The 26,991-nt window shown below is 73.6% G+C and carries 22 protein-coding genes; 11 read left to right on the plus strand and 11 right to left on the minus strand.

The window, feature by feature from the left end:
* Nucleotides 1-5: 5 nt before the first annotated feature.
* From AB0E07_RS32490 to fes, 3 genes are all read right to left on the minus strand, one after another.
* Nucleotides 6-1,199 (minus strand): isochorismate synthase, encoded by a 1,194-nt coding sequence (locus AB0E07_RS32490; RefSeq protein ID WP_362260159.1) that lies wholly within the window; start codon nucleotides 1,197-1,199, stop codon nucleotides 6-8.
* 151 nt (nucleotides 1,200-1,350) lie between these two features.
* Complete coding sequence (locus AB0E07_RS32495; protein WP_362260161.1) at nucleotides 1,351-2,325, minus strand: ABC transporter substrate-binding protein; 975 nt, start codon at nucleotides 2,323-2,325, stop codon at nucleotides 1,351-1,353.
* A 41-nt stretch (nucleotides 2,326-2,366) separates the two neighbouring features.
* A complete protein-coding gene (gene fes / locus AB0E07_RS32500) occupies nucleotides 2,367-3,677 on the minus strand; it encodes an enterochelin esterase (protein ID WP_362260163.1) in 1,311 nt (436 codons plus the stop codon).
* Between the two features lie 141 nt (nucleotides 3,678-3,818).
* Between fes and AB0E07_RS32505 the strand changes: the two genes are divergently transcribed.
* From AB0E07_RS32505 to AB0E07_RS32525, 5 genes are all read left to right on the plus strand, one after another.
* The gene (locus AB0E07_RS32505; protein ID WP_362260263.1) at nucleotides 3,819-4,820 is read left to right on the plus strand and encodes an iron chelate uptake ABC transporter family permease subunit; all 1,002 of its coding nucleotides are present in this window, start codon (nucleotides 3,819-3,821) and stop codon (nucleotides 4,818-4,820) included.
* A complete protein-coding gene (locus tag AB0E07_RS32510) occupies nucleotides 4,817-5,872 on the plus strand; it encodes an iron chelate uptake ABC transporter family permease subunit (protein ID WP_362260165.1) in 1,056 nt (351 codons plus the stop codon). The genes AB0E07_RS32505 and AB0E07_RS32510 overlap by 4 nt, the downstream gene beginning before the upstream one ends.
* A 48-nt stretch (nucleotides 5,873-5,920) precedes the next feature.
* A complete protein-coding gene (locus AB0E07_RS32515) occupies nucleotides 5,921-6,427 on the plus strand; it encodes a MarR family transcriptional regulator (RefSeq protein WP_362260167.1) in 507 nt (168 codons plus the stop codon).
* A 75-nt stretch (nucleotides 6,428-6,502) separates the two neighbouring features.
* Nucleotides 6,503-6,970, plus strand: a complete 468-nt coding sequence (locus AB0E07_RS32520; RefSeq protein WP_362260170.1) for a peroxiredoxin — start codon at nucleotides 6,503-6,505, stop codon at nucleotides 6,968-6,970.
* 126 nt (nucleotides 6,971-7,096) lie between these two features.
* Nucleotides 7,097-8,071 carry a TauD/TfdA family dioxygenase gene (locus tag AB0E07_RS32525; protein WP_362260172.1) on the plus strand — a complete coding sequence of 325 codons (975 nt, stop codon included), beginning with the start codon at nucleotides 7,097-7,099 and terminating at the stop codon, nucleotides 8,069-8,071.
* 18 nt (nucleotides 8,072-8,089) lie between these two features.
* Here the strand turns inward: AB0E07_RS32525 and AB0E07_RS32530 are convergent, their stop codons facing one another.
* The gene (locus tag AB0E07_RS32530) at nucleotides 8,090-8,596 is read right to left on the minus strand and encodes a hypothetical protein (protein WP_362260174.1); all 507 of its coding nucleotides are present in this window, start codon (nucleotides 8,594-8,596) and stop codon (nucleotides 8,090-8,092) included.
* Nucleotides 8,597-8,701: 105 nt separating this feature from the next.
* Nucleotides 8,702-9,529, minus strand: a complete 828-nt coding sequence (locus AB0E07_RS32535; protein WP_362260176.1) for a YhjD/YihY/BrkB family envelope integrity protein — start codon at nucleotides 9,527-9,529, stop codon at nucleotides 8,702-8,704.
* Between the two features lie 245 nt (nucleotides 9,530-9,774).
* On the opposite strand from AB0E07_RS32535, the gene AB0E07_RS32540 reads away from it, so the two are divergent.
* Entirely contained in the window at nucleotides 9,775-11,676 is a 1,902-nt protein-coding gene (locus AB0E07_RS32540) for an alkyl sulfatase dimerization domain-containing protein (RefSeq protein ID WP_362260178.1), read from the plus strand.
* Nucleotides 11,677-11,776: 100 nt separating this feature from the next.
* Nucleotides 11,777-13,600: a glycoside hydrolase family 15 protein gene (locus AB0E07_RS32545; protein WP_362260180.1), complete on the plus strand. Its 1,824-nt coding sequence runs from the start codon at nucleotides 11,777-11,779 to the stop codon at nucleotides 13,598-13,600.
* Between the two features lie 110 nt (nucleotides 13,601-13,710).
* On the opposite strand, the gene AB0E07_RS32550 is transcribed toward AB0E07_RS32545, so the two are convergent.
* Both AB0E07_RS32550 and AB0E07_RS32555 read right to left on the minus strand, forming a co-directional pair.
* Nucleotides 13,711-15,213, minus strand: coding sequence for a metallophosphoesterase (locus AB0E07_RS32550; RefSeq protein ID WP_362260182.1), 1,503 nt, complete (start codon nucleotides 15,211-15,213; stop codon nucleotides 13,711-13,713).
* Nucleotides 15,214-15,285: 72 nt separating this feature from the next.
* Nucleotides 15,286-16,125 (minus strand): MHYT domain-containing protein, encoded by an 840-nt coding sequence (locus tag AB0E07_RS32555; protein ID WP_362260184.1) that lies wholly within the window; start codon nucleotides 16,123-16,125, stop codon nucleotides 15,286-15,288.
* Between the two features lie 175 nt (nucleotides 16,126-16,300).
* On the opposite strand from AB0E07_RS32555, the gene argG reads away from it, so the two are divergent.
* Complete coding sequence (argG, locus tag AB0E07_RS32560; protein ID WP_362260186.1) at nucleotides 16,301-17,740, plus strand: argininosuccinate synthase; 1,440 nt, start codon at nucleotides 16,301-16,303, stop codon at nucleotides 17,738-17,740.
* Nucleotides 17,741-17,811: 71 nt separating this feature from the next.
* Here the strand turns inward: argG and AB0E07_RS32565 are convergent, their stop codons facing one another.
* A complete protein-coding gene (locus tag AB0E07_RS32565; RefSeq protein ID WP_362260188.1) occupies nucleotides 17,812-18,783 on the minus strand; it encodes an alpha/beta hydrolase in 972 nt (323 codons plus the stop codon).
* Between the two features lie 495 nt (nucleotides 18,784-19,278).
* On the opposite strand from AB0E07_RS32565, the gene AB0E07_RS32570 reads away from it, so the two are divergent.
* Entirely contained in the window at nucleotides 19,279-20,190 is a 912-nt protein-coding gene (locus tag AB0E07_RS32570) for an EamA family transporter (protein WP_362260190.1), read from the plus strand.
* Nucleotides 20,191-20,422: 232 nt separating this feature from the next.
* Nucleotides 20,423-22,816, plus strand: a complete 2,394-nt coding sequence (locus AB0E07_RS32575) for an excinuclease ABC subunit UvrA (RefSeq protein ID WP_362260192.1) — start codon at nucleotides 20,423-20,425, stop codon at nucleotides 22,814-22,816.
* A gap of 16 nt (nucleotides 22,817-22,832) precedes the next feature.
* Here the strand turns inward: AB0E07_RS32575 and AB0E07_RS32580 are convergent, their stop codons facing one another.
* The 3 genes from AB0E07_RS32580 to AB0E07_RS32590 all read right to left on the minus strand — a co-directional run bounded on the left by AB0E07_RS32580 (nucleotide 22,833) and on the right by AB0E07_RS32590 (nucleotide 25,213).
* A complete protein-coding gene (locus tag AB0E07_RS32580; protein ID WP_362260194.1) occupies nucleotides 22,833-23,612 on the minus strand; it encodes an SDR family oxidoreductase in 780 nt (259 codons plus the stop codon).
* A 111-nt stretch (nucleotides 23,613-23,723) separates the two neighbouring features.
* Entirely contained in the window at nucleotides 23,724-24,485 is a 762-nt protein-coding gene (locus AB0E07_RS32585) for a dienelactone hydrolase family protein (protein ID WP_362260196.1), read from the minus strand.
* Between the two features lie 107 nt (nucleotides 24,486-24,592).
* The gene (locus AB0E07_RS32590) at nucleotides 24,593-25,213 is read right to left on the minus strand and encodes an L-threonylcarbamoyladenylate synthase (RefSeq protein ID WP_362260198.1); all 621 of its coding nucleotides are present in this window, start codon (nucleotides 25,211-25,213) and stop codon (nucleotides 24,593-24,595) included.
* A 185-nt stretch (nucleotides 25,214-25,398) separates the two neighbouring features.
* Here AB0E07_RS32590 and AB0E07_RS32595 point away from each other — a divergent pair, with 185 nt between their 5' ends.
* Nucleotides 25,399-26,904, plus strand: coding sequence for a helix-turn-helix domain-containing protein (locus tag AB0E07_RS32595; protein WP_362260200.1), 1,506 nt, complete (start codon nucleotides 25,399-25,401; stop codon nucleotides 26,902-26,904).
* Nucleotides 26,905-26,991: the final 87 nt, after the last annotated feature.

Below are 26,991 nucleotides of genomic sequence, written 5' to 3' on the forward strand. Positions count from 1 at the left end.
GTTCGTCACAGCGCGGCCCCCACCGCGTGCAGGAACGTGCGGAACTTGGCGGCGGTCTCCGCCGTCTCGGCGTGCGGCGAGGACTCGGCGACCACTCCGGCCCCCGCGAACAGCCGCAGCGAGCCGCCCTCGGCCTCGGCGCAGCGGATCGTGACGACCCACTCACCGTCGCCGTCGGCGTCCTGCCAGCCGACCATCCCGGTGTACGGGCCCCGGTCGAAGGGCTCCGACTCGGCGATCACGGCGCGCGCCACCTCCGTGGGGGTGCCGCACACCGCCGGGGTGGGGTGCAGCGCGGAGGCCAGGTCCAGCGCGGTGGTGCCGGGATCGGCGAGCCGGCCGGTGACGGTGGTGGAGAGGTGCCACAGGGCGGCGGTGCGTACCAGGGTCGGCCGTTCGGGCACGTCCAGCTCCGCGCAGTGCGGCGCCAGCGCCTCGCGTACGGCGGCCACGACGACCGCGTGCTCGTGCAGGTCCTTGGGGGACTCCAGCAGTGCCGCGGCCAGTCGTACGTCCTCGGCGAGGTCGGCGCTGCGCGGGGCGGACCCGGCGAGCGGGTTGGCGGTGACCCGGTCGGCCCGCCGGGAGACGAGGAGTTCGGGGCTGGCGCCGATCAGGGTGCGGCCGGGGCCGCTCGGCACGGCGAACGTGTAGCCGTCGGGGTCCCGGTGGGCCAGCGCCCGGAGCATGGCGGCGAGGTCCGGCTCCCGGTCGGAGGTGAGTTCCAGGGTGCGGGCGAGGACGACCTTGTCGAACTCCCCGGCCCGCATCCGCGCGACGACGGCGGCGACCGCCTCGCCGTACCGTTCCGGCGCCGGGACCTCCCGCACCCGCCAGTCGGGCCGCTGCCCGGTCCTCGGCACCGGCAGGGCGACGAGGGGGTCCTCGCGCAGCGGCGGCGCCCAGTGCACCAGGTCGGGCACGGTCAGGGCGGGAGGCGCTTCGGGTGCGAAGGGCAGGGAGCCGACGACGACCGGGGCCGGGGCGTCCGGCCGGCGCAGGCCGTTCAGCACCTCGTGGACGCGCGCCGCCAACGGGCCCGTGCCGTGCGGTACTTCGGTCCCGGCACCGCGGCCCAGCAGGGTGCGGTGGGGGGTGGCCAGGAACCGGTCGGTGGCGGGGCGGTAGGCGTCCAGGAGGGCGGTGGCGGCGCCGGGGGAGACCGGCGGGGCGGTGGGTGCGGGCACGGTGAGGGACATGGGTGTCTCCACTGCTGGCGGTGGGGGGACGGCGTGCGGGGACGGGCGGGGCCGGTCGGGCGCGGGGGACGGGCGCGGCCGGTCAGGCGTGCCGGGACGGGCGGGACCCGTCAGGCGCGCGGGTCGGCGTCCCCGTCGGCGTACGCGGTGTTCACGAGGCGAGCGCCTTCGTGACGTCGGCGAGGACGATCCGGGCGGCGAGCGGTCCGCCGGCGCTGTTCCAGGCGGAGCCGTCGACGACCACGACGTGCCCGGCGCGTTCCGCCGACAGGCGCCCGAAGTTGGGCACCTGCCGCGCCTCGGCGTACGCCTTCTCGCCGGCCGCCGTGTCGCCGAGGACGCCGAAGAACAGCCAGTCGGCGTCGATGGTGGAGAGCTTCTCCAGGCTGACCGGTTCGCTGTGCCCGGTGCCGGTGCCCGTCTGGTCCTTCGGCCGCTGAAGCCCGAGCCCGGTGAGCGTCGAGCCGACGTGCCCCACACCCCGGCCGACGACGGAGGGCGCGCCGTTCTGCCAGCGGACCACGCTGACCTCCGCGCCCGCGTTCGCACCGAGCTTCTTCTTCGCCGCTGTGGCGTCGGACGCGAAGCCGTCGAGCCAACGGGTCGCCTCTGCCTTCTTGTTGAGGGCGTCTGCGGTCGCGGTGAACGCCTTCTTCCAGTCCGCGTTGAGTTTGGCGGTCACCACGGTGGGCGCGATGGCCTGGAGCTTGTCCACCTCGCCCTTCACCGCGGTGGTCTCGTCGAGCAGGATCAGGTCCGGCTGGAGGACGGCCAGCTTCTCCATGTCGGCCTCGGCGACGGTCGCGACGACCTGGGCCTTGGACGCCTTGTCCGCGAGGTAGGAGGAGACACCGCTCTGGCCGCGGCCGGCGGTGGCCCCGACGGGTTCCACCCCGAGGGCGAGGGCGGCGTCCAGCGTGGGCTCGCTCAGCGTGACGACCTTCCGCGGCGACGCCGGTACCTCGACCGCGCGGCCGGTGGCGTCGGTGATCCGCCGCGTCTGTGCCTCCTGACCCGCGGTGCCGGAGTTGCCGTCGCCACCGCAGCCGGTGAGCAGCAGCGCACCGGTGACGAGGGTGGCGGCGGACGTCGACAGCGCCCGGCGGGACGTACGTGCAGAGGACATGGTGGTGCAGCTCCTAGCGGGAACGGGGGGATTGAAGGGGGTCAGGAGGTGCGGCCCAGCAGCCGGACCAGGCCGGCGACGAGCGCGCCGTGCCAACAGGCGTAGTCGTGGCCGCCGTTGAACTCGTCGAGGGTGACCCGGTAACCGGCCGCGCGCAGCGCCTGGTGCAGGGCGTGGCTGTGGTCGACCATCACGCCCTCGTGCAGCCCGACGTCCAGATGGACGGTCAGGGGGCGCGGGGCGGAGCGGGCGAGGCGGGTCACCAGCCAGGGCGGGCCGATGACCCGGGGTTTGGGGCCGTTGCGGGCGAGGGGCCCCGGGCGCCACCACAGCGAGGGCGACTGGGCGAGGACGTTGCCGAACCGCTCGGGCCGCAGGAACCCGGCGTGCAGCGCGGTCATGGCGCCGAGGCTCTGCCCCGCGACGACGGTACGCCGGGGGTCGGTGGTCAGCGGCCACCGGCCGGCCGCCCAGGGCAGCAGCTCGTCCGCGAGGAAGGCCACGAAGTCGTCCCGGGCGCCCAGTTCGAGCCACCGGGAGTGCCGGTCGACCGCGTGCGGCGCGAGCACGGCGAGCGGCGGCAGCGCGCCGTCCGCGATCAGCGCGTCCAGGGTCGCGCCGAGGTCGAGCCGCCCGAACCACATGTCGCCGTCGGTCAGCACCGCCACGGGCAGCGGTGAGCCGTCGTCACGGTGTCCCGGCGGCAGGTACACCCAGGTGTCGCGGGGCTCGCCCAGCGACCGGGCGGTGATCCGGTGCCGTTCCACCCGGCCCGCCGGCACCATGCCGCGCCGGCCCGCCCAGGGCTCGGCCGGAGCCTCGGGCAGCGCGAACACGGACGACGGGAACGCATCCCAACGCGAGGGCACGGTACGGGGGTTGAGCGGGTCCGGCGCGGCGTGCGCGGACAGCGCGCGCAGCCGGTCCTGGAGCGCGTCGGGCGCGGTGGGCGGCGCCTTGGGGGTGATGTCGGCGGCCATCCGGTAGGAGCCGCGGTGGTCGGCCCGCAGCCGCAGGCACAGGTGCCACACGTCGGTGCCCGGCACCCGTTCCAGCAGGGACCCGGCGAGCCGCTCACGGTCGCCGAGGCGGTTGGCGTGCAGCAGCACCTGACGGGTCGCCCGGTGTCCCCGCCACAGGAAGGTGACGGCCCGGTGCGCGGGCTCCCCGGCCAGCTCCTCCACGAGCGGGGTGCCGAGGCGCTCCACCTCGTCCCAGAACGCTTCGGTCAGGGCGGTGCGCCGGGTCTCGTCGGCCGTGGCGAGTTCGTCGACGAGGCGTGCCACCCGGGGGCCGGTGATCCGGACGGGCAGCGCGTCGCGGTGACGGGTGCGAACGGTCACGACGGTCATCTCTTCCTCCTCTCGTTCGCCGACGGCGGCAACCGAACGCGCGCGGCGGGCACTTGGACAGGCCGGACATGCCGGGGTGGAACGTCGACGAAATCGTCAACACCCACGGTTAGGTTAGCCTAAGCTAAGCACATGTTGTACATGGAACGTATCCGCCCCCGGCTCCGCTCCGCGGGCCTGCCGCTCGGTCTGGCCCTGCTCGCCGCGGCCGCGGCGCTGTCCCTGACGGTGGGCACCAAGCAGATCCCGCCCGACCAGGTCTGGTCGGCGCTGACCTCCCCGTCGGGCACCGAGAACGACGTGATCGTGCGGGACCTGCGCCTGCCCCGCACCCTCATCGGCATCGCCGTCGGAGCGGCCCTGGGCCTGGGCGGCGGCGTCATGCAGACGCTGACCCGCAACCCGCTCGCCGACCCCGGGCTGCTCGGCGTCCACGCGGGCGCCGCGGCCGCCGTCGTCACCGCGATCGGCGTCCTCGGTGTCACCTCGTTCACCGGCTACCTCTGGTTCGCCCTCGCCGGGGCGGCCCTGGCGGCCCTGGCCGTGGGCGCCCTCGGCGGCGGCCGGCGGGCCACCCCGGTACGCCTCGCCCTGGCCGGAACCGCGCTCAACGCGGCCCTCTTCGGATACGTCAACGGCCTTCAGCTGTGGAACCTGAACACCCTGGACGCGATGCGCATGTGGTCCGTCGGCACCCTCGCCAAACGCGACGCCGCACTGCTGCTCACCGCCCTGCCGGTGCTGCTCGCCGGGGCCGTGCTCGCCCTCGCCCTGGCCCGGCCGCTCGGCGCCCTCGCGCTCGGCGAGGACCACGCCCGCGCCCTCGGCACCCGGGTCCGCCGCACCCGCCTGCTGTCCGTCCTCGCCATCACCCTGCTGTGCGGGGGAGCGACCGCGGTGTGCGGGCCGATCGGCTTCCTCGGCCTGATGATCCCGCACGCCGTCCGCGCCTTCTGCGGACCCGACCCGCGCCGGCTCCTGCCGTACTGCGCGGTGTACGCGCCGGTGCTGCTGCTCGTCTCCGACGTGGTCGGGCGGCTGGTCGTCGCCCCCTCGGAGATCGAGGTGGGCACCGTCACCGCCTTCCTCGGCGGCCTGGTCTTCATCCACCTGGTACGACAGCGGAAGGCGGCCCACCTGTGAGCCTCGTCCGGGAACACGCCCCGAGCCGGGGCGTGCTGCGCGCCCGGCGCTGGTCGCTGCGGTACGACCCCCGCACCCTCGCGGTGTGCGCCGTCCTGGCCCTCGTCACGGCCGCCGTGACCGTGCTCTGTCTCGGCACCGGAAGCTACGCGCTCTCGCCCGGGGACGTGGTGCGCACCCTCGCCGGGAACGGGCCGCCCGGGGCCGAGTTCATCGTCCTGGACCTGCGGTTGCCGCGTGCCCTGGTCGCCGTGCTCGCCGGATTCGGACTCGGCATGGCGGGCGCCGTGTTCCAGTCGCTGACCCGCAACCCGCTCGGCAGTCCCGATGTGATCGGCTTCGGCAACGGCGCCTCGGCGGGCGCGCTGGTCGCGATCATCCTCTTCGACGCCGGGACCTCGCAGACCGCCCTCGGCGCGGTCGGCGGCGGCCTCGCCACCGCGGCGGCCGTCTACCTGCTCGCCTGGAAGCGCGGGGTGCACGGCTACCGGCTCGTCCTCGTCGGCATCGGCGCCTCCGCGGTGCTCGGCTCGGCGACCAGCTTCCTCTACGTCCGCGCCGACATCGGCAAGGCGGCCCAGGCGGCGAGCTGGATGATCGGCTCCCTGAACGCTCGCGACCGGGACGACGTGGCGATCGCCGCCCTCGGCCTCGTACTCCTCGTCCCGGTCGTGCTCGTCCTCGCCCGCCGCCTGGCCGTACTGGAGATGGGGGACGACACCGCCGCCGCCCTCGGAGTGCCGCCCGAGCGCAGCCGGCTGCTCCTGCTCTGCGCCGGCACCGGGCTGACCGCCATGGCGGTGGCCGCGGCCGGGCCGATCCCCTTCGTGGCGATGGCCGCGCCCCAGCTGGCTCGCCGCGTCACCCGCGCCCCGGGCCCCAACCTGCTGCCCGCCGCCTGGGCCGGCGCCCTCCTGGTCTGCGCCGCCGACCTGCTCACCCAGCGGGTCACCGGCTCGGCGCTGCTGCCGGTCGGGGTGACGACGGGGGTGGCCGGCGGGCTCTACCTGGCCTGGCTGCTGCGCGCGGAGCGGCGGGCGGGACGCGTCTGAACCAGGGCAAGTTGATTGAGTTAGGCAACGAGATGGTAAAGTGGAGGTATGCCCACCCCCCTCCCGGACGGCCCCGCCTCCCCAGAAGTGACCGAGATCGAGCGCGCCCTCAGCCGGATCACCTACCTGAGCACGCGCGCCCGCCACCACGAGCGCCTGATGGCGGCGGCGGGCGTCCCGCTCGACCGTGCCGCCGTGGCGCTGCTGCGGCAGGTCGCCGAGTCGGAGCCGCTGCGCCCGGGGGAACTGGCCCACCGCCTCGGAGTGGAGGCCTCGCACGTCACGCGCACCGTCCAGCAACTGGAGCGGTCCGGGTACCTCTCCCGCGTCCCCGACCCCGCCGACCGCCGTGCCCAGCGCATCGAACTCACCGAGTCCGGCCGGCGCGCCGTCGCCGATGTGCGCGCCGCCGGAGTCCGGGGCATGCAACTGGCGCTTGCGGGCTGGGAGCCGGAGGAGCTGCGGCAGTTGGCCGGACTCTTCCACCGTATGGTCGACGACTTCCTGGTGTACGCCGTCGAGGAGGAGCCGGAACAGCAGTCGGCCCGGACCTGAGCGGTCCGCTTCGGCGTACCCTCCGGTAACATCCGGTGGCGGACGACGCACCGCCCGGACCACGGAGGGACAGAAGTGAGCGCACGTGTGGAGATCGGGGACACGGTCGAGGACTTCGCCCTCCCCGACGAGACCGGCACCACCCGCAAGCTGTCCGAACTGCTCGCCGAGGGGCCGGTGGTGCTGTTCTTCTACCCGGCGGCCCTCACCGCCGGCTGCACCGCGCAGGCCTGCCACTTCCGCGACCTGGCCGCCGAGTTCGCCGCCGCCGGCGCCCGGCCGGTCGGCATCAGCGGCGATCCCGTCGAGCGTCAGCAGGAGTTCGCCGGGCGCCACACGCTCGGCATGCCGCTCCTCGCCGACGTCGACGGCACCGTCCGGGAGCGGTTCGGCGTGAAGCGAGGGCTGTCGCTGGCCCCGACCAGGCGGACCACCTTCGTCATCGGCCAGGACCGCAAGGTGCTGGAGGTCGTGCGCAGCGAGCTGCGCATGAACGCCCACGCCGACCGCGCGCTGGCGGCCCTGCGCGCCCGCGAGAGCTGATCCCCGCCCGACGCGCCCGCGAGAGCTGAGCCCGGCGCGCCCTCGCCACAACCGCCTTTCCCTGACACGATCTTGAGGGGGCGGCGGGAACCCGAGCCGGCCCCGAGGACCGACGACGGAGTGCGCATGACGACCAAGAGGGCCGGGGCCCGGGGGACGGAGCGGGCCGCCGGGATCGAGGTGCGACCGGTGGCCGGGCACATCGGCGCGGAGATCACCGGCGTGGACCTGGCCGCCGACCTGGACGACGCCGTGGTCGCCGCGATCAGGGCGGCGGTGCTGCGGTGGAAGGTGGTCTTCTTCCGGGGGCAACGGCTGGACCACGCCGGTCATGTGGCGTTCGCGCGCCGCTTCGGGGACCCCGTCGTGCTGCCGCGCCGGGGCAAGGCGTCCCCGGACGGCTTCCCCGAGGTGGAGACGACGGCCGACCGCCTCGAACTCGGCGGCCGGTTCGGCATGGACCACGACGAATGGCTGCGCCGCCGCCGGCACACCCTGCTGCGCGGCTGGCACTGCGACCACGGCGCCCGCGTCGACCCGCCCGCCGCGACGATCCTGCGCGCGGAGACGGTTCCGCCCTACGGCGGGGACACGACCTGGTCCAACCTGGCGGCGGCCTACGCCGGACTGTCCGCCCCGATGCGGGAGTTCGTGTCCGGCCTCAGGGCCGAGCACCGCCTCGGCGTCGGCTACCAGGCCCGCCCCGGGGACGACGCCTACGTACGGCATCTGCTGGACCACCAGGTGGCGACGCTCCACCCGTTGGTGCGCGTCCACCCGGAGACCGGCGAGCGGATCCTCTACGTCAACGGCTACTACCTGGACCAGATCACCGATCTGTCCCGCGCCGAGAGCCAGGCCCTGCTCGACCTCCTCCTGGACCAGGCGGTCCGCCCCGAGTACACCGTCCGCTTCCGCTGGGAACCCGGCAGCGTCGCCTTCTGGGACAACCGGGCCACCATCCACCTCGCCCCCTCCGACAACGCCCACCTGGATCACCCGCGGGTCATGCACCGGGTGATGCTCGCCGGGGAGGTACCGGTGGGCGTCGACGGCAAGCCGGCGGAGCCGCTGACGGGCAGCGAGCCGGGCCGCTGGTGACGGCCCGCCCGGGACGGCTCAGGCGGCGCGCGCCGGGGGGCCGCTGCGGCAGTACAGGTGGCCGCCCGCCGCACGTGCGCCACGGGCCAGGCGGGCCAGCGCCTCGACGGTGTCCCGGGTGACGGCGTAGTCGGTGAAGTCCACGTCGTCGCCCTCGTACCACTGGGCCGCCACCAGGGGTACGGCCTCCTCGGGCAGGTCGGCGAGCACGTCCCGCCACCGGTCCGGGAGCTGCTGGAGGACCAGCCCCGTGTGCCAGGCCCAGTCGGACCCGGCCGAATCCTGCCGGAGGTCGCACGGCTCGGGCCACACCAGCTCCGGGCCGTCCGGGCGGACGGCGCGGGGGGCGGCCTCCGCGTGGACCACCAGGGCGGCCAGGGCGACGTCCGGATCCGGGCCCCGCGCGTCGAACCGGCCGGCGCCCGCCTCCAGGACCCTTCCCGGTCCGACGCCACCGGGACCGAAGGCGGCGTCCACCGCCGTCGCGTGGTCGCTCGCCTGGAAGTAGCCGTGCAGCACGCCCATGGGGGTCTCCGTCGTCGCTTCGTCGTGTGAGCGAGTAGAACACAGGACGGCAGCCCCGAGGCCCGGTGCGCCGAACCCCGGCCGTCCGGAACCGGACCCGGGCCGCTACTGCTCGGGCCGGCCCGGCAGCCCCGGCCACTCCTCCGCCAGCACGGCGCCCACGGTCACCGCGCAGGTGACGGCGGCGCACACCACGATCAGCCAGGACAGCATGGTCAGGACCAGACCCAGCGAGCCGTACTCCGCCAGCGCCCGGTTGAGCGCGTTCGGCACGTAGAGGCGCGCCGTCAGCGACAGGGCCGTGGTGGCGCCCGCCGCCAGCAGCGCGCCGGGCAGCAGCGGCAGCCACGGGATCCGGTTGGCCAGCAGCAGATGCTGGGTCCACAGCCACACACCCGTGCTGACCAGGAAGAGGATGACGGTGCCCAGCCACAGCCCGACGCCGAATCCGCCGCGGATCGGCCCCTGGAGGATGACCACCAGCACCATGACCAGCAGCCACACCACCCAGCGCCACGCCGCGATCCGGGTACTCGCCCTCGGCAGCAGCCAGGCCCGCTCGCAGACCCGGGCCATGACACGGCTGAAACTCGTCGCCGAGACCAGCGCCACCACCACGCCGACGGCACCGGTGGTCTCCCGCAGCTCCTCGTCCGAGGAGTGCTCCAGCACCTGCTTCAACTGCGCGTCCGACGCGCCGCTCAGACCGAAGATGGCCCGCAGCGAGTCCCGCAGCTGGTCACGGACGCTCGACGGGGCGAAGGCGGCGACGGCGAACAGCAGCGGCACCGCCGCGAGGAACACCTGCGCCGCGAGCCGGGTCGCGGAGTCCAGCAGGTTCGCCCCCAGCAGCCGGCCCGTCACCTCGGTCACGACGGGAAAGCGCTGTTCGGTACGGGCGCGCAGGCGCTGGATCCGGGTCGTCCACGCCATGCCGCCTCCCGCTCCCACCCCGCGTCGGACCGTCCCCGACAGTCAAGGGGGGCCCGCGACGCGCGGCGAGCCCTGCTGAGCCGATCGGGGACCCGGTCACCCGCCGGCGCCGAAGCGGTCGTGGGCGCGGGGCGCCGTACCCCGTACGGCCCGCACCGCTCGTGGTGGTGGTACCCGCCGGGGCAGGGTGGGCTCGGGCCGTGCCGCAGGGACGGCCGCGGCCGCCGTCAGCGAGGGAGAGCGACATGGCGCAGGACACCGGGGCCAGGCCCGCGGAACCGGCGATCGCCCGGGCCAACCAGGAGGTCCGCCGACGACTCCCCTTCGACGACGAACGGGACTTCGAGGACGCCCGCCGGGGCTTCCTCGGCACGGCGGCCGAGAACATCGTCCGGGACGCCGAGGGCCGTACGGTCTGGGACCTCGACGCCTACGGCTTCCTGGCGGGGGACTGCCCCAGCACGGCCAACCCCAGTCTGTGGCGGCAGGGCGGACTCTGCGCCGACCACGGCCTGTTCGAGGTGACCGAGGGCATCTACCAGGTACGCGGCTTCGACCTGTCGAACATGACCCTCGTCGAGGGGCAGCGCGGCGTCTTCGTCATCGACCCGCTGCTGTGCGCCGAGACCGCCGCCGCGGGCCTCGCCCTGTACCGCGCCCACCGCGCGGACCGCCCCGTGACGGGCGTGCTGTACACCCACAGCCACGTCGACCACTTCGGCGGCGTCCGCGGTGTGCTGACCGAGGAGGACATCGAGCGGGGCGTACCGGTCCTCGCCCCGGAGGGCTTCCTGGAGCACGCCGTCAGCGAGAACGTGTACGCCGGTACGGCCATGGCCCGCCGCGCCGCCTACATGTACGGCGCCGCCCTGGCCAAGGGCGAGCGCGGGCAGATCGGTGCCGGACTCGGGCAGACCACGGCGACCGGCGTGGTCGGCCTCATCCCGCCGAACGTCCACATCACGCGCACCGGGCAGACGGAGACGGTGGACGGCGTCCGCATGGTCTTCCAGCTCACCCCGGGCACCGAGGCGCCCGCCGAGCTGAACGTCCACTTCCCCGACCGGGCGGCGCTGTGCATGGCCGAGAACGCCACCCACAACCTGCACAATCTGCTCACCCTGCGCGGCGCCCAGGTCCGCGACCCGCGGGTGTGGGCCCGCTACCTCACCGAGGCCGTCGACCTGTTCGCCGACACCAGCGAGGTCGCCTTCGCGTCCCACCACTGGCCGGTGTGGGGCCGTGAGCGGATCGTCGCCTTCCTGTCCGAGCAGCGCGACCTGTACGCCTACCTCCACGACCAGACCCTGCGCATGCTCAACCAGGGCCTGACCGCACTGGAGATCGCCGAGCGGATGGAGCTGCCCCCGGCCCTGGAACGGGCCTGGCACACCCGCGGCTACTACGGCTCGGTCAGCCACAACACCAAGGCCGTGTACCAGCGTTACCTCGGCTGGTTCGACGGCAACCCGGCCCATCTGTGGGAGCACCCGCCGGCCGAGGCCGCCCGGCGCTACGTCGACTTCATGGGCGGCGCCGCCCAAGTGCTGCGCCGCGCCCGGCAGTCCTTCGCCGAGGGGGACTTCCGCTGGGTCGCCCAGGTCGTCAACCACGTGGTGTTCGCCGACCCGGAGAACGGCGAGGCCCGCGCGCTCCAGGCCGACGCCCTCGAACAGCTCGGCTACGGCAGCGAGAACGGCACCTGGCGCAACTTCTACCTCACCGGCGCCCACGAGCTGCGGCACGGCCCGGTGGGCACACCCACCAAGACCAACTCCCCGGACCTGCTGGCTGCGCTGACGCTGGAGCAGCTCTTCGACGCCCTGGCCATCCGGGTCGACGGTCCCGGCAGCCGGGACGCGGACATCGTGGTGCGCTGGCGGATCAGGGACGGCGAGGCCGTCACGATGCGCCTGCGCAACGGCGTCCTCACCCATGGCACCGGCAGCGGCGCCGCGGCGGCCGAGCCCGATCTGGAGATCGGGCTCGACGAGGCGGAACTGCGGGGCGTCCTGCTCGGTGTCCTCGGGCCGGACGATCTGGCGGCACGGGAGGGCGTCGAGGTCTCCGGCGACCTCGGCCGGCTCACGGAGCTGCTCGGCCACCTCGTCGAACCGGACCCCGACTTCGCCGTCGTCACCCCCTGACATCCGCGCCCCGCGGACGCGCGTCACCGTCCGAGCGGGCGCGCCACCGGCCGGGGCGGCCCGGTGGCACGGACCGGCACACGGGAAGGAACCGATCGCCATGCGCCGCTACCCGCCCATCGAGGACCACGGCATGGTGGGCGACCTCCAGACCGCGGCCCTCGTCTCCTCCGACGGCGTGATCGACTGGTTCTGCGCGCCCCGGTTCGACTCGCCCAGCATCTTCGCCGCGCTCCTCGACCACGACCGCGGCGGCCACTTCGCGGTCACCGTGGACGGGCCCGAGGTCACCTCCCGCCAGCTGTACCTGGCCGACACCGCCGTCCTCATCACCCGGTTCCTCACCCCCGACGGGGTCGGTGAGGTGGTCGACTTCATGCCGGTGGACCGGCCGGAGACGGCCACCGACCGGCACCGGCTGGTCCGGGTCCTGCGGGTCACGCGGGGCCGGGTCCGCTTCACCCTGTCCTGCCGGCCCCGCTTCGACTACGCCCGCGCCCCGCACCGGCTCACCCTCGACGACGGCGTCGCCCGTTTCGCGGGCCCCGGCCTCGACGTCCACCTCCAGCCCGCGGGGCCGCTGGTGCTGGAACGGGACGGTGACGACGTCCGGGCCGAGGTGGAACTGCGGCAGGGGGAGCGGGCGGCGACCGTGCTGACGGTCCGCGCGGCGGGCGGGGACCGGCCGGAGCCGCCCACGGCCGAGTCCCTCCGCGCCGAGTTCGACGACACCCGCGCCTTCTGGTACCGGTGGATCCGCCGCAGCACCTACCGGGGCCGCTGGCAGGAGACGGTCAACCGGTCCGCGATCACCCTGAAGCTGCTCACCTACGCGCCCACCGGCGCCCCCGTCGCGGCGGCTACGGCCGGCCTGCCCGAGCAACTCGGCGGCGAACGCAACTGGGACTACCGCTACACCTGGGTGCGGGACGCGTCGCTGTCCCTGAACGCCCTGCTCGGCCTGGGCTTCGTCGAGGAGGCCCAGGCCTTCCGCCGCTGGATCGCCGCCCGGCTGATGGAGCGCCGCACGGTCACGGGCGAGCCCCTGCAGATCATGTACCGGATCGACGGCGACCCCCACCTCGCCGAGGAGACCCTCGACCACCTGGAGGGCTACCGGGGTTCGGCCCCCGTACGGATCGGCAACGGCGCCGCCGACCAGCTCCAGCTCGACATCTACGGCGAGGCGGTGTACGCCCTCACCCGCATCGACGACCTCGCCCGGTACCTGCACTACGACGGCTGGCTCGGGCTGTCCGCGCTCCTGGACTGGCTGGTGCACCACTGGGACCGCCCGGACGAGGGCATCTGGGAGACCCGAGGGGGCCGCGAGGACTTCACCTACAGCCGGGTCATGTGCTGGACCGCCTTCGACCGGGGCATCCGCGTCGCCCGCGCCCTGGCCCGCCCCGCCGACCTCACCACCTGGACCCGGACCCGCGACACCATCCTCCGCCAGATCATGGAGCGCGGCTGGAGCGAGCGGCGCGGGGCGTTCGTCCAGCACTACGGCGGCGACGTGCTCGACGCCTCGCTGCTGCTCATGCCGGCGGTCGGCTTCATCACGCCGGGCGACCCGCGCTGGCAGTCCACGCTGGACGCCATGGACACCGACCTGGTGGCCGACAGTCTCGTCCACCGCTACGACCCCGCCGCCTCACCGGACGGCCTGCGCGGCGACGAGGGCACCTTCTCCCTGTGCAGCTTCCTCTATGTCGACGCCCTGGCCCGCGCCGGCCGGCTCCACCAGGCCAGGTACGCCTTCGACAACATGCTGACCTACGCCAACCACGTCGGTCTCTTCGCGGAGGAGATCGGCCCCACCGGACACCAACTGGGCAACTTCCCGCAGGCGTTCACCCATCTCGCGCTGATCACCGCCGCCCTGGCGCTCGACGAGGAGTTCGACCGGGCCGAACGGTGACCCCCGGCCCCGGAGAGGTCGGCCGGCCGCCGGACACGACGTCGACCGTGGCCGGCAGGTGACCGGGGAGGAGATGCCGTGCAACCGCGCGCGGGCCGGTGCCGTCCCGTTCAGGCCAGCGGAATCGTCACCTCGTCCTCCACCGGCGGGTCGGTCTCCTGGGCGCGGTTGCCGGTGGCGGCGTAGCAGCGCAGCCGCACCGACTCGGGGGAGACGTCCAGGCGCAGGAAGCACTTGAAGAACGGCGGGCTGTAGGTCGCGGAGCCCGGGGAGAACAGGGACGTGTAGATCTTGCGCACCGGCAGCCGGAGGCGGGCGGTGCGGTCGGGGCGGCGGCCGGCGCCCAGCAGGCTCGCCACCAGGCGGACGCGCCGGGTGATCCGGACCTCGGCGCGCTGGTCCCGGGTCAGGGGGATGCCCAGGCGTTCGGCGACCACCGCCGCCGCCTCCGCCTCGGTGAGCGTGAAGAAGCGGCGCAGCCGCGTCCGGCGGCCGTACAGCGTGCTGTAGAAGGCCAGCGAGTCACCGCGCAGCGGGTAGCAGCGGAAGTCCCCCTCGGTCACGTCCGTCACGTCGACCCGGCCGATGGTGTGCGTGGCGTGCATGAAGGCACCGCCGCCGCCCGCGACCACGTACTGGATCGTCCGGTCGCCCACCCGCACCGGATAGCGCTGGTAGTTGTGGATGTCGCCGCCGATCGCGGCCACATAGCGGTGCGCCGGGTCGCGGACGATCTCGTCGACCGTGCCGCCGCCCTCGATCGCGCACGGGTGGTGGGCGCCGTCCACGTACAGGGGCGAGCCGGTGATCAGGATCTTCGGCCGGGGGTCGCGGGAGACCTCGCGCAGCCAGGCGCCCTGCTCGGCGTCGATCGTGCCGAGCAGCCCGGTGTCGAGGCCGACGATGCGCACCGGACCCGCGTCGATGGCCCAGTACGGGCCGGGCTGGACCGCCTCCTGGGCCGGGTCGGAGCGGTACGTGCGGGCCTCGTCCAGGTGGCGGCCGTCGGTGTCGCTCGGCCGGTGCCAGAGCAGGGCGCGCAGCCAGGCCCGGGTCAGCGGGCGCGGCGCCGGCTCGGGCGGCAGGGGCGGGGCGTCGCCGCAGAAGACCCGCATGAAGGCGCCGAGGTCCTCGTACCAGTCGTGGTTGCCGGGTATCGCGTAGATCGGCGCCGGGTAGTCCCGGTAGGGGCGGAAGAACTTCGTGGCGTAGTCGTCCGCGCTGCCCACCGGATAGATGACGTCGCTGGCCAGCACCGCGAAGCTGGTGTCAGCGCCCGCCGCCAGCAGCCCCGGCACGACGGCGTACTGGGGTTCGCCGCCCTCGCCGGTGTCCCCGATGACCAGGAACGAGAAGCGGTCGGGGTCGGTCCGCCGGACGACCTTGTCCGCGGGGGCGCCCGCCGCCGTCCGCTGCGCCACCCAGCGGCCGCGGGTGCGGCCGGTCGGGTCGCCGAACCAGGAGGCCAGCACGCCGTTGCGGGCCGCCCAGAGCATCCGTGGGTCGAGCCAGGAGATCTTCTGGACCTCGGTGGGCATCAGCCGCCGGTAAGCACCGCGTTCCGCGGTGCCCCAGCCGGCTCCTTCAGGAGTGTCGCGTGAAGAGTCGGGCACCGGTGAACCGTAACAACGATCTACGAACACGCTTACGGCGGACCGCTCTTGACGGCCCGCCGCAGGACCGTTTCACCAACTGCCGCTGCGCTGGCGGCCCTTGTTCCGCGGGGCGAAGGCGGAAGGGGCGGGTTCGGGCTCCGGGGCGGTGCGCGGCGCCTTGCGGTTCCACTCGCCCTCGCCGAGCACCAGCAGCGGGTCGAACATCACCACCACGCCGGCCAGCAGCAGGAACACGCACGGTCCCAGCAGCATGGGCAGCAGCAGGGAGGTGGGTGAGTCCCCCGACCACGAGTCCATGGCCGTCGCGTGCAGATGGACGTCGACCGCCGCCATGCCCGTGTAGTGCATGCCCGACACGGCCACGCCCATCACCAGGCTGGCCCCGAGGCTCGCCAGGAAGCCCCGCACCGACACGGCCGCCCACAGCGCGGCGCTCGCGGCCGCGACGGCGATCACCAGCGACAGGCCGACGGTGACGGTGTCGTATCGGATGTCCCCGTTCAGCTCCATCGCGGCCATGCCGAGGTAGTGCATGGCCGCGACGCCGAGTCCGGTGATCACGCCGGCGACGCTGAGCGAGGCCGCGCCCGCGCCCCGGTGGCCGACGATGAACACGCCGATGCCGACGACCACGATCGCCACGACCAGGCTCAGCACGGTCAGCGGGACGCTGTAGCGGATCCGGGTCTCCTCGACCTGGAAGCCGATCATCGCGATGAAGTGCATGGTCCAGATGCCGGAGCCGATCGAGGTGGCGCCCAGCGCCAGCCAGCCGGTCCGCCAGGACTCCGGATTGATCAGGGTCCGGACGATGCAGCGCAGCCCCAGGGCTCCGCCCAGGCATGCCATCACATAGGCCGCCGCAGGGGTCACCGCTCCGTAGCGGAACCCGTCGATGGTGCCTTCCATGCGCCATTTCCCCCAGAGCGATGGCTTGTTGTGGTGCAAGGTTAAACGTGTGAGTGCCGTGTGAAGCAAGCCTTCACATCTACTTGTCACCGCTTATTCGGAACTGACGCGTCCCCCGCGACGGCGCCGTACACCCGGCGTTGCATGTTCATGCGTCGTCGTGCATACTTCTGCTATGTCCAAAGTGCTTACCTCCCTCCCCGTCGGCTCGCGTGTGGGGATCGCCTTCTCCGGTGGCCTCGACACCTCGGTGGCGGTCGCCTGGATGCGCGACAAGGGCGCCGTGCCCTGCACCTACACCGCCGACATCGGCCAGTACGACGAGCCCGACATCGCGTCGGTGCCCGGCCGCGCGCAGACCTACGGCGCCGAGATCGCGCGCCTGGTCGACTGCCGCGCGGCGCTGGTCGAGGAAGGGCTGGCGGCACTGACCTGCGGTGCGTTCCACATCCGCTCCGGCGGCCGGGCGTACTTCAACACCACGCCGCTGGGCCGGGCCGTCACCGGCACCCTGCTGGTGCGGGCCATGATGGAGGACGACGTCCAGATCTGGGGCGACGGCTCGACCTTCAAGGGCAACGACATCGAGCGGTTCTACCGCTACGGCCTGCTCGCCAACCCGAACCTGCGGATCTACAAGCCCTGGCTCGACGCGGACTTCGTGACCGAACTCGGCGGCCGCAAGGAGATGTCGGAGTGGCTGGTCGCCCATGACCTGCCCTACCGGGACTCCACGGAGAAGGCGTACTCCACCGACGCCAACATCTGGGGCGCCACGCACGAGGCCAAGACCCTGGAGCACCTGGACACCAGCCTGGAGACCGTGCAGCCGATCATGGGCGTGCGGTTCTGGGACCCCGAGGTGGAGATCCCCACCGAGGACGTCACGATCGGCTTCGAGCAGGGCCGCCCGGTCACCGTCAACGGCAAGGAGTTCGCCTCCGCCGTCGACCTGGTCATGGAGGCCAACGCCATCGGCGGCCGGCACGGCCTCGGCATGTCGGACCAGATCGAGAACCGGATCATCGAGGCCAAGAGCCGCGGCATCTACGAGGCGCCCGGCATGGCCCTGCTGCACGCCGCGTACGAGCGCCTGGTCAACGCGATCCACAACGAGGACACCCTCGCCCAGTACCACAACGAGGGCCGGCGCCTGGGCCGGCTGATGTACGAGGGCCGCTGGCTGGACCCGCAGGCGCTGATGATCCGCGAGTCGCTCCAGCGCTGGGTCGGCCAGGCCGTGACCGGTGAGGTGACCCTGCGGCTGCGGCGCGGTGAGGACTACTCGATCCTCGACACCAGCGGTCCCACGTTCAGCTACCACCCGGACAAGCTCTCCATGGAGCGCACCGAGGACGCCGCGTTCGGCCCGGTGGACCGGATCGGCCAGCTCACCATGCGCAACCTCGACATCGCCGACTCCCGCACCAAGCTGGAGCTGTACGCCGGGCTCGGCATGGTCGGCGGCCCGCAGACGGCGGCCGTCGAGGCCGGCGCGACCAGCCTGATCGGCGCCCTCACCGAGGGCGGCGCCGAGGCCATCGCCTCCGGCGGCGCGAGCCCCGACGGCGACGAGCTGCTCGACAGCGCGGCGATGGAGTTCGGCACCGACTGATCCGCCGACGGCATGCGCGAGGGGCCCCGTACCAGGTACGGGGCCCCTCGCGCATGCCTCACGGCACCGGGTCAGGCGGGGTGCAGCGCCGAACGCAGCGTGGTGACCGCGAGGGTGATCGCGGCCTCGGCGGCGTGCGTCCCGCGCAGCGCGTTCAGCATCACGAAGTCGTGGATGACGCCCTGGAAGCGGACGGCGGTGACGGCGACCCCGGCCGCGCGCAGCTTGTTGGCGTAGGCCTCGCCCTCGTCCCGCAGGACGTCCGCCTCGCCGGTGATGACCAGAGCCTCGGGCAGCCCGGCCAGCTGCTCGGTGGTGGCGCGCAGCGGGGAGGCGGTGATCTGCGCGCGCTCGGCCTCGTCGGTCGTGTACTGGTCCCAGAACCACTGCATGCCGTCCCGGCGCAGGAAGTACCCGGTGGCGAACTGCCGGTAGGACGGCGTGTCGAAGTTCGCGTCGGTCACCGGGTAGAACAGCACCTGCCGCACCAGCGGCACGTCCCCCCGCTCCTTCGCCATCAGGGTCAGCGCGGCCGTCATGTTGCCGCCGACCGAGTCACCGGCGACCGCCAGCCGCGCCCCGTCCAGACCCTTGGACGCGCCCTCGGTCACGACCCACCGGGCCACGGTGTAGTTCTGCTCGACGGCCACCGGGTAGCGGTGCTCGGGGGAGAGGTCGTACTCCGGGAACACCACGGCGGCCCCCGCGCCGACGGCCAGCTCCCGCACCAGACGGTCATGGGTGTGCGCGTTGCCGAACACCCACCCGGCGCCATGGATGTAGAGGATCACCGGCAGGACGCCCTCGGCGCCGGCGGGCCTGACCACGCGGGCCCGCACGCTCCCGGTGGGGCCGCCGTCGACCGTGACCCACTCCTCGTCGACCGCGGGCTTCTCGATCTCCCCGGACTGGACCTCGTCGACCGCCTTGCGGCCCTCCGCCGGAGCCAGCTCGAACAGATAGGGCGGGTTGGCGGTCGCCTCGGCGAAGGCGGCGGCGGCCGGCTCCAGGACCGGCCGGACCGGCTCGAAGGCGTCGGACATGTGTGACTCCCGGGTCTCGCTCGATGCCCGCCTCGGTGGCAGGCGTGCCCCCACGCTAGGGACGGCCCGGCGCGGGCGGTTGCCCCACAGCGCACGGCGATGCCTCCCACCGTGCACGGTTCCGGGCGGACGGCCGCGGAGGCTGGGCATCCGGCCCGACGCGCCCCGCATCGAGAGCCCGACGCGCCCCGCATCGAGAGCCCGACGCGCCCCGCATCGAGAGCCCGACGCGCCCCGCATCGAGAGCCCGAGGTGCCCCCAGGCGCACCTCGGGTGATCGGTTAATATCGCCGGATGAACTCCTACTGGCACGTCGTTCTGCCGCCGCTCGCCGCCTGACGGGCGCCGACACCGACGGCTTTGAACCTCCGGGCCCCGCCCCGCCCCCGCGGCGGCCGGGGAGCCGCGTCGTGCGCCCGTTCCGGACCCCTCCCAGACGTGTGCGACGACCGAAAGACCACGCCAGTGCCGAACCGAACCTCCCCTGTCACCCCCGTGCGCCCGGACACCCCCGGACCGCGGACCGCCCGCCCCCGCCTCCTCACCGGGGCCGCGCCCATCCTCGTCTCCGCCGTCCTGTGGGGCACGACCGGCACCGCCGGTTCGCTGGCCCCCGCGGGCGCCCCGGCCGCCGCCGTCGGCTGTGCCGGACTCGTCCTCGGCGGACTCCTGCTGTTCCTCACCGCCCCCGGCGCGCGCCGGCTGCCCGCCGCCTGCACCCGCCGGGAGCGGCGGCTGCTCGTCCTCGGCGCCCTGGCCGTGGCCGCCTACCCCACGACCTTCTATCCGGCGGTCGCGTCCACCGGCGTGGCCGTGGCCACGGTGATCGCGCTGGGCAGCGCGCCGGTCTTCGCCGGGCTGCTCGCCCTGGCGTCCGGACAGGCCCGGCCCACGGCGCGCTGGACCGTCGCCACCCTCGCCGCCGTCCTGGGGTGCGCCCTGCTGGTGCTGGGCCCCGCGCTCACCGGGCACGGCACACCGGTCGAACCGGCCGGTGTCCTGCTCGCCGCCGGGGCCGGACTGTCGTACGCCGTGTACTCGCTCATCGGCGGCGGGCTCATCAGCCGCGGACACGCCTCGGACGCGGTGATGGGGGTGCTGTTCGGCGGCGGCGGGCTGCTGGTGCTGCCGCTGGTCCTGGGGGCCGGAGCGGGATGGCTCGCCACCGGCCGGGGCGCCGCGGTCGCCGGGTACCTCGCCCTGTTCACCGTCTTCCTGGCCTACCGGCTCTTCGGACGCGGACTGCGGCGGACACCCGCTTCGGTCGCCACCACCCTCACCCTCGCCGAGCCGGCCGTCGCGGCCGTCCTGGGCGTCGCCGTGCTCGGCGAACGCCTCGGAGCGGCGTCCTGGGCCGGCCTCGCGGTCCTCGCGACGGGCCTGGTCCTGCTGACCCTCCCCGCCTGAGCGGACCGTCCCCACCCGAACCCACCGAACCGCCCGCGCGCGGACCGGTCAGGAACGGAGAAGCGGGGCCGGGCGCCGGGCGCCTAACGTGGTGCCCGGCGCCCGGCCTCATGGGCGTCGCCGGCGGCCGGGAAAGCGGAAATTGCCGCTCCGGCGGTGATCGAGTACAACCTCACGTACTGTTCGAAGCCGGTCAGAACCGGTCAGGCGGCACCGACGAGACGGAGACACGATGAGCAGGGCCACCAGGACGGACACGCAGGCGCCTGTGCCGCACATCGCCGACAGCCACGACATGATCCGCGTGCACGGCGCCCGCGAGAACAATCTCAAGGACGTCAGCATCGAGATCCCCAAGCGCCGGCTGACCGTGTTCACCGGAGTCTCCGGCTCCGGCAAGAGCTCCCTGGTCTTCGACACCATCGCCGTCGAGTCGCAGCGGCTGATCAACGAGACCTACCCCGCCTTCGTCCAGGGCTTCATGGCCAACCTGGCCCGGCCCGAGGTCGACGTCCTCGACGGTCTGACCACCGTGATCAGCGTCGACCAGCAGCGCATGGGCTCCGACCCGCGCTCCACCGTCGGCACCGCCACCGACGCCAACGCCATGCTGCGCATCCTCTTCAGCCGCCTCGGCAAGCCGCACATCGGCCCGCCCACCGCGTACTCCTTCAACACGGCCTCGGTGAAGGCGAGCGGCGCCATCACCGTGCAGCGCGGCAACCAGACCAAGGCGGAGAAGGCGACCTTCGAACGCACCGGCGGCATGTGCACGCACTGCGAGGGCCGCGGCAAGGTCTCCGACATCGACCTGAGCCAGCTCTACGACGACACCAAGTCGATCGCCGAGGGCGCCTTCACCATCCCCGGCTGGAAGTCCGACAACGTCTGGACCGTGGGCATCTACGCCCAGTCCGGTCTCCTCGACCCGAACAAGCCGATCCGCCGGTTCACCAAGAAGGAGATGCAGGACTTCCTCTACGGCGAACCCACCAAGGTCAAGGTCAACGGCGTCAACCTGACCTACGAAGGTCTGATCCCCAAGATCCAGAAGTCCTTCCTGTCCAAGGACAAGGAAGCGATGCAGCCGCACATCCGGGCCTTCGTGGAGCGAGCCGTCACCTTCACCACCTGCCCCGAGTGCGACGGCACCCGGCTCAGCGAGGGCGCCCGCTCCTCGAAGATCAAGAAGATCTCCATCGCCGACGCCTGCGCGATGGAGATCCGCGATCTCGCCACCTGGGTCCGCGAGTTGACGGAACCGTCGGTGGCGCCGCTGCTCACCGCGCTCCAGCAGACCCTCGACTCGTTCGTGGAGATCGGCCTCGGCTACCTCTCCCTGGACCGGCCATCGGGCACCCTGTCCGGCGGCGAGGCGCAGCGCGTCAAGATGATCCGCCACCTAGGGTCCTCCCTCACCGACGTCACCTACGTCTTCGACGAGCCGACCGTCGGCCTGCACCCGCACGACATCCAGCGGATGAACAACCTGCTGCTGAGGCTGCGGGACAAGGGCAACACCGTGCTCGTCGTGGAGCACAAGCCGGAGACCATCGCCATCGCCGACCACGTCGTCGACCTCGGCCCCGGCGCCGGCTCCGGTGGCGGCACCGTCTGCTTCCAGGGCGCCCTCGACGGCCTGCGCTCCTCCGACACGGTCACCGGCCGCCACCTCGACGACCGGGCCGCGCTGAAGGAGACGGTGCGCGAGTCCACCGACGCCCTGAAGATCCGCGGGGCGACGGCCAACAACCTCCAGGGCGTCGACGTCGACATCCCGCTCGGCGTGCTGACCGTCGTCACCGGCGTCGCCGGCTCCGGCAAGTCCTCCCTGGTGCACGGCTCGATCCCCGCGGCCGAGGGCGTCGTGTCGGTCGACCAGACCCCGATCCGCGGCTCCCGGCGCAGCAACCCGGCGACCTACACCGGACTGCTCGACCCGATCCGCAAGGCCTTCGCGAAGGCCAACGGCGTCAAGCCCGCCCTGTTCAGCGCCAACTCCGAGGGCGCCTGCCCCACCTGCAACGGCGCGGGCGTCATCTACACCGACCTGGCCATCATGCAGAGCGTCGCCACCCCCTGCGAGGACTGCGAGGGCAAGCGGTTCCAGGCCGCGGTCCTCGACTACCACCTCGGCGGACGCGACATCAGCGAGGTGCTGGCGATGTCGGTGACGGAGGCGGAGGAGTTCTTCGGCTCGGGCGACGCGCGCACCCCGGCCGCGCACACCATTCTGGGCCGGCTCGCGGACGTCGGCCTCGGCTACCTCACCCTCGGCCAGCCGCTCACCACCCTCTCCGGCGGTGAACGGCAGCGGCTGAAGCTGGCCACGCACATGGCCGACAAGGGCGGTGTCTACGTCCTCGACGAGCCGACCACCGGCCTCCACCTCGCCGACGTCGAGCAACTGCTCGGGCTGCTCGACCGGTTGGTGGACGCCGGCAAGTCGGTCATCGTGATCGAGCACCACCAGGCCGTCATGGCCCACGCCGACTGGATCATCGACCTCGGTCCCGGCGCCGGTCACGACGGCGGCAAGGTGGTCTTCGAGGGCACCCCCGCCGACCTGATCGCGGCCCGCTCGACGCTCACCGGCGAGCACCTCGCGGACTACGTCGGCGGCTGACGGCCCGGCGGCCTCCTCAGTGGACGGAGAATCCCCCGTCCACGAAGAGGGCCTGGCCGGTGACGTAGGCGGAGGCGCGGCTCGCGAGGAAGACCGCCGCCCCCGCGAAGTCCTCGGCCAGGCCGTTGCGCCCGACCATGGTGCGCGCGGCCAGCGCCGCCACCTTCTCCGGGTCCGACGACAGCCGGGTGTTGAGCGGTGTCATCACGAACCCCGGCACCAGCGTGTTGCAGGTGACGCCGTACGGCGACCATGCCTCCGCCTGGGACCGGGCCAGCGACTCCAGCGCCCCCTTGGAGACGCCGTAGGCGCCGCTCTGCACGAACGCCCGGTGCGCCTGCTGGGAGGTGATGTGGATGATCCGCCCGAAGCCGCGCTCCGCCATGCCCGGCCCGAACCGGCGGCCGAGCAGGAAGGGCGCGTCCAGGTTCACGGCCATCGTGGTGTCCCAGACCTCGTCGTCCAGTTCGGACATGGGGGGCCGCAGATTGATCCCGGCGGAGTTGACCAGGATGTCCGGTTCGCCGAACACGGCGGCCGCGGCCTCGGCCGCCTCCCGCACCCCGTCCCGGGTGCTCAGATCGGCGCTCACCCAGGCGGCCCGGCCGCCGGCCTCCGTCAACTCCGCGACCGTGGAGACCAGTTCCGCCTCCCTGCGGGCGACGACCACCACGCTCGCCCCCGCGCCGGCGAGGGCGCCCGCGATGGCCCGGCCGATGCCGGAGCTGCCGCCGGTCACCAGGGCGACGCGTCCGTCGAGGGAGAACAGTTCGGAGAGATAGTCCTGCGAAGTCATGATCCGCACGATAGGCGCTCCAGGGGGAGCGGGGGTACGGCGTTCAGCATGCGGCCGCGGCGCCGTCGTGGCTGGTCGCGCAGTTCCCCGCGCCCCTGGGAGACCTGGGCGTCAGGTCGTGAGGTTCCGGGCCAGCAGGTCGAGCAGGGCCGTCCAGTGGCGGTCGTCGGCCTGCCGGTCGTAGGCGGCCGTGTCGGACTGGGTGAAGCCGTGGTGGGCGCCCGCGTAGACCTCGCAGCGGTGGCGGACACCCGCCTCGGTGAGCGCCTTCTCCAGGCGCTCGATCTGCTCCACGGGCAGCCCCGGGTCCTGGTCCGCGTGACCGAAGTACACCTCGGCCGTGACGCTCGCGGCGACCAGGTGCGGGGAGTCCGGGTCCTCGGTGGCCAGCCGCCCGCCGTGGAAACCGGCCACCGCCGCCACCCGCTCCGGGTGGGTCCCGGCGGTGAGCAGCGCGACCCGCGCGCCCAGGCAGTAGCCGGTCACTCCGGCCGGGCCGTCGGTGGTGTACGGGTTCTCGGCCAGCCACCGCAGATACGCGCCGGTGTCCCGTACCGCGAGTTCGGGAGTGAGCGACCGCATGACGGGCCCGAGCTCCTCGAAGATCTCCGGGCGGGCGGCGGGGTCGATGAACCCGGGCATCTCCACCACCGGCGTACGGCCGTGCCGGTAGAAGAGGTTCGGGACCAGGACGGTGTACCCGGCCCCCGCGATCCGGTCCGCCATCTCCCGCAGCCGGGGCCGCAGTCCGAAGGCGTCCATGCAGAGCAGGACGGCGGGGTGGGGCGCGCCGTCGTCGGGGCGGCTCAGATAGGCGTCGGCGACGCCGTCCTCGGTGACGAGGTCGACGGTGGTTCCCTGGACGACGGTCATGCGGGGTCGTGCCCTTCTGCGTGGGGAGGCGCCGGCCCGGCCCCTGGAAGGGCCAGGTCACAGCCATGGTGACACGTGCTCTCCGGCGCCCCTCGGGCACCCCCGGCTCACTCGAACCGGGTGACGTCCCCCGCGCCCCGCCGGACGATCTCCGCCTCGCCGCCGGAGAAGTCGATGACCGTCGTCGGCTCGGTGCCGCACTCCCCGGAGTCGACCACGCCGTCCAGCACATGGTCGAGCCGGTCCTTGATCTCCCAGCCCTGGGTCATGGGTTCGTCCTCGTCCGGCAGCAGCAGCGTGCTGGAGAGCAGCGGTTCGCCCAGCTCGGCGAGGAGGGCCTGGGTCACCACATGGTCGGGGATGCGCACGCCCACGGTCTTCTTCTTCGGGTGCTGGAGCATCCGCGGCACCTCCCGGGTCGCGGGCAGGATGAAGGTGTAACTGCCCGGCGTGGAGGCCTTGATGGCGCGGAACACGTCGTTGTCGATCCGCACGAACTGCCCGAGCTGCGCGAAGTCCTGGCACACCAGGGTGAAGTGGTGCCGGTCGTCCAGCCGCCGGATGGACCGGATCCGGTCGATCCCGTCCCGGCTGCCCAGCCGGCAGCCCAGGGCGTAGCAGGAGTCGGTGGGATACGCGATGAGCGCGTCGGCTCGGACGCTGTCGGCGACCTGGGAGATCACGCGCGGCTGGGGGTTGTCGGGGTGCACATCGAAGTACTTCGCCATTCACCGAGCGTATGCCCTCCGCCCGCCGGGACGCGCGCGGCGGGCCGCCGTCCCTCCGCCGACCGAACCGCCGGGCGCCGGGCCCCCGCTCACCTGGCGCGCGGGCTCGGCCGGTCCGGGCCGCGTGCGGTAACGTCCCGAGCGATAAGTCGACAAGCGGGACGAAGGACGAGGGAAGGCCGATCGTGGCTGGCCGAGAGGGGCGGAGCGCCGACGAGGGGGCGTGGGAGCGGGAGTTGCTGGAGCTGCTGCGGCCCGGCGGACAGAGCGTGCGGCAGGTCGTGTCCTGGCTCGCGGACGCGGTGGACGGCACGGCGTGCCTGCACGACGGCACCGGCACCGTCCTCGCCGGAACCGCCCTGGACAACGGGCCGTTCGAGCATCTCGTCGGGGACATCGTCGCCGGCCGGATCGCCTCGGCCGCGTGGGAGGGCCAGGGCCGCCATCTGCGGCTGGCCCGGGTGGCGGCACCGGTGGCCGTGCTGACCGTCTCCCGCCCGGAGCCCTTCGACCGGCGCGCCTCCGACATCGTCGCCCGGACCGTCCAGATCCTCGAACTGCTGCTCAGGGCACAGGAGTCGACCGTCGCCGGAGACCGTCTGGAACGGGCCACCTCCGACCTGCGGCTCGCCATCCTGCAACTGCTGATGGTCGAGGACACCGTCTCCGCGCGGCGGGTCGCCGCCGGTCTGTGGCCCGGACTGCTGGACACCGACACGGCCAGTGTCTACGTCGTGGAGAGCCGGCCCGAGGAACGCGACGGCCTCGCCGAGGAGTGCCGGGACGTGACCCGGGAGCAGGCGCTGGTGGTGCGCTGCCCGGCCAAGGACGAACATGTGATCGTCGTGACACCCCGGGAGGCGGTGGCCGGCGCCCTGCGCTCCCTGGTCGGCCCGCGCCCGCGGGTCTACCTCGGCGGCAGCGCCCGCCAGAGCCTGGCCCACACCGCCACCGCCTACGCGCAGGCCGTCAGCGCCCTGGCCGTCGCGCACTTCCGGTCGGACCGGGCGGCGGTCTACGCCGAGCGGACCCACCCCGAGCGGCTCATCGACCCCGCCGCGCTGCACCGCTGGACGGCCGGACTGCTGCGTCCGCTGGACCGGCTGCCCCATCACGTCCGCGCCGAACTCCTGGCCACCACCCGGCTGGGCCTGGAGTTCACCGCGGTCAGCGCGGCGAAGGTCCTGGGCGTGAGCCGCAACACCGTACGGGCCCGGATGGAACGCGTGGAGGGACTGCTGGGCGCGGACTTCTCCGACCTCGCCGCCCGTGCCGTCGTCCACCTGGCGCTCAACGCCCAGGAGAGCCCGGAGCGGTCCAAGCGGCCGCCGGCCGGCCGGAGCGGCCAGGCCGGGGAACCGGGCGAGCTGCTCGGCGGCCCGGCGCTGCGCTCCTGGGCGCGGGACCTGCTGGCCCGGCTGGACGCCGACGGCCGCGACCTGCGCCGCACCCTGCGCACCTGGATCGCCGCCGGCGGCAACGCCGAACGCGCCGCGCAGAGCCTGGGCGTCCACGCGCAGACCGTGCGCGACCACGTGCGGGCGGCGGAACCGGTGCTGGAACGGCAGCTCCTGGCCGGCGGCGGCGACCTGTACGAGGTCGTGCTCGCCCATCTGGCGGCCGGTGTCCTCGACCCGCCCGCGCTGCGCGGGACGGAGCGGGGCGAACCGGACTCACCTGTGCACAGGTGAGTGCCGTCACCCCGGCAGCGGGCATCAACACGGTTCACAAGCACCTTGCCCGCCCCGTAGGTTCGACGAGCGGCGAGGGTGCGACCG

It is taken from the genome of Streptomyces sp. NPDC048002 (assembly GCF_040653275.1).
Classification (GTDB): domain Bacteria; phylum Actinomycetota; class Actinomycetes; order Streptomycetales; family Streptomycetaceae; genus Streptomyces.

Coding starts and splice junctions, on each gene's coding strand:
- AB0E07_RS32575 (WP_362260192.1), top strand. CDS start 20,423: ATGAGCAGGGCCACCAGGACGGACACGCAGGCGCCTGTGCCGCACATC.
- AB0E07_RS32515 (WP_362260167.1), top strand. CDS start 5,921: ATGCCCACCCCCCTCCCGGACGGCCCCGCCTCCCCAGAAGTGACCGAG.
- AB0E07_RS32565 (WP_362260188.1), bottom strand. CDS start 18,783: ATGTCCGACGCCTTCGAGCCGGTCCGGCCGGTCCTGGAGCCGGCCGCC.
- AB0E07_RS32490 (WP_362260159.1), bottom strand. CDS start 1,199: ATGTCCCTCACCGTGCCCGCACCCACCGCCCCGCCGGTCTCCCCCGGC.
- AB0E07_RS32590 (WP_362260198.1), bottom strand. CDS start 25,213: ATGGCGAAGTACTTCGATGTGCACCCCGACAACCCCCAGCCGCGCGTG.
- AB0E07_RS32525 (WP_362260172.1), top strand. CDS start 7,097: ATGACGACCAAGAGGGCCGGGGCCCGGGGGACGGAGCGGGCCGCCGGG.
- AB0E07_RS32580 (WP_362260194.1), bottom strand. CDS start 23,612: ATGACTTCGCAGGACTATCTCTCCGAACTGTTCTCCCTCGACGGACGC.
- fes (WP_362260163.1), bottom strand. CDS start 3,677: ATGACCGTCGTGACCGTTCGCACCCGTCACCGCGACGCGCTGCCCGTC.
- AB0E07_RS32530 (WP_362260174.1), bottom strand. CDS start 8,596: ATGGGCGTGCTGCACGGCTACTTCCAGGCGAGCGACCACGCGACGGCG.
- AB0E07_RS32585 (WP_362260196.1), bottom strand. CDS start 24,485: ATGACCGTCGTCCAGGGAACCACCGTCGACCTCGTCACCGAGGACGGC.
- AB0E07_RS32505 (WP_362260263.1), top strand. CDS start 3,819: ATGGAACGTATCCGCCCCCGGCTCCGCTCCGCGGGCCTGCCGCTCGGT.
- AB0E07_RS32495 (WP_362260161.1), bottom strand. CDS start 2,325: ATGTCCTCTGCACGTACGTCCCGCCGGGCGCTGTCGACGTCCGCCGCC.
- AB0E07_RS32535 (WP_362260176.1), bottom strand. CDS start 9,529: ATGGCGTGGACGACCCGGATCCAGCGCCTGCGCGCCCGTACCGAACAG.
- argG (WP_362260186.1), top strand. CDS start 16,301: ATGTCCAAAGTGCTTACCTCCCTCCCCGTCGGCTCGCGTGTGGGGATC.
- AB0E07_RS32545 (WP_362260180.1), top strand. CDS start 11,777: ATGCGCCGCTACCCGCCCATCGAGGACCACGGCATGGTGGGCGACCTC.
- AB0E07_RS32555 (WP_362260184.1), bottom strand. CDS start 16,125: ATGGAAGGCACCATCGACGGGTTCCGCTACGGAGCGGTGACCCCTGCG.
- AB0E07_RS32540 (WP_362260178.1), top strand. CDS start 9,775: ATGGCGCAGGACACCGGGGCCAGGCCCGCGGAACCGGCGATCGCCCGG.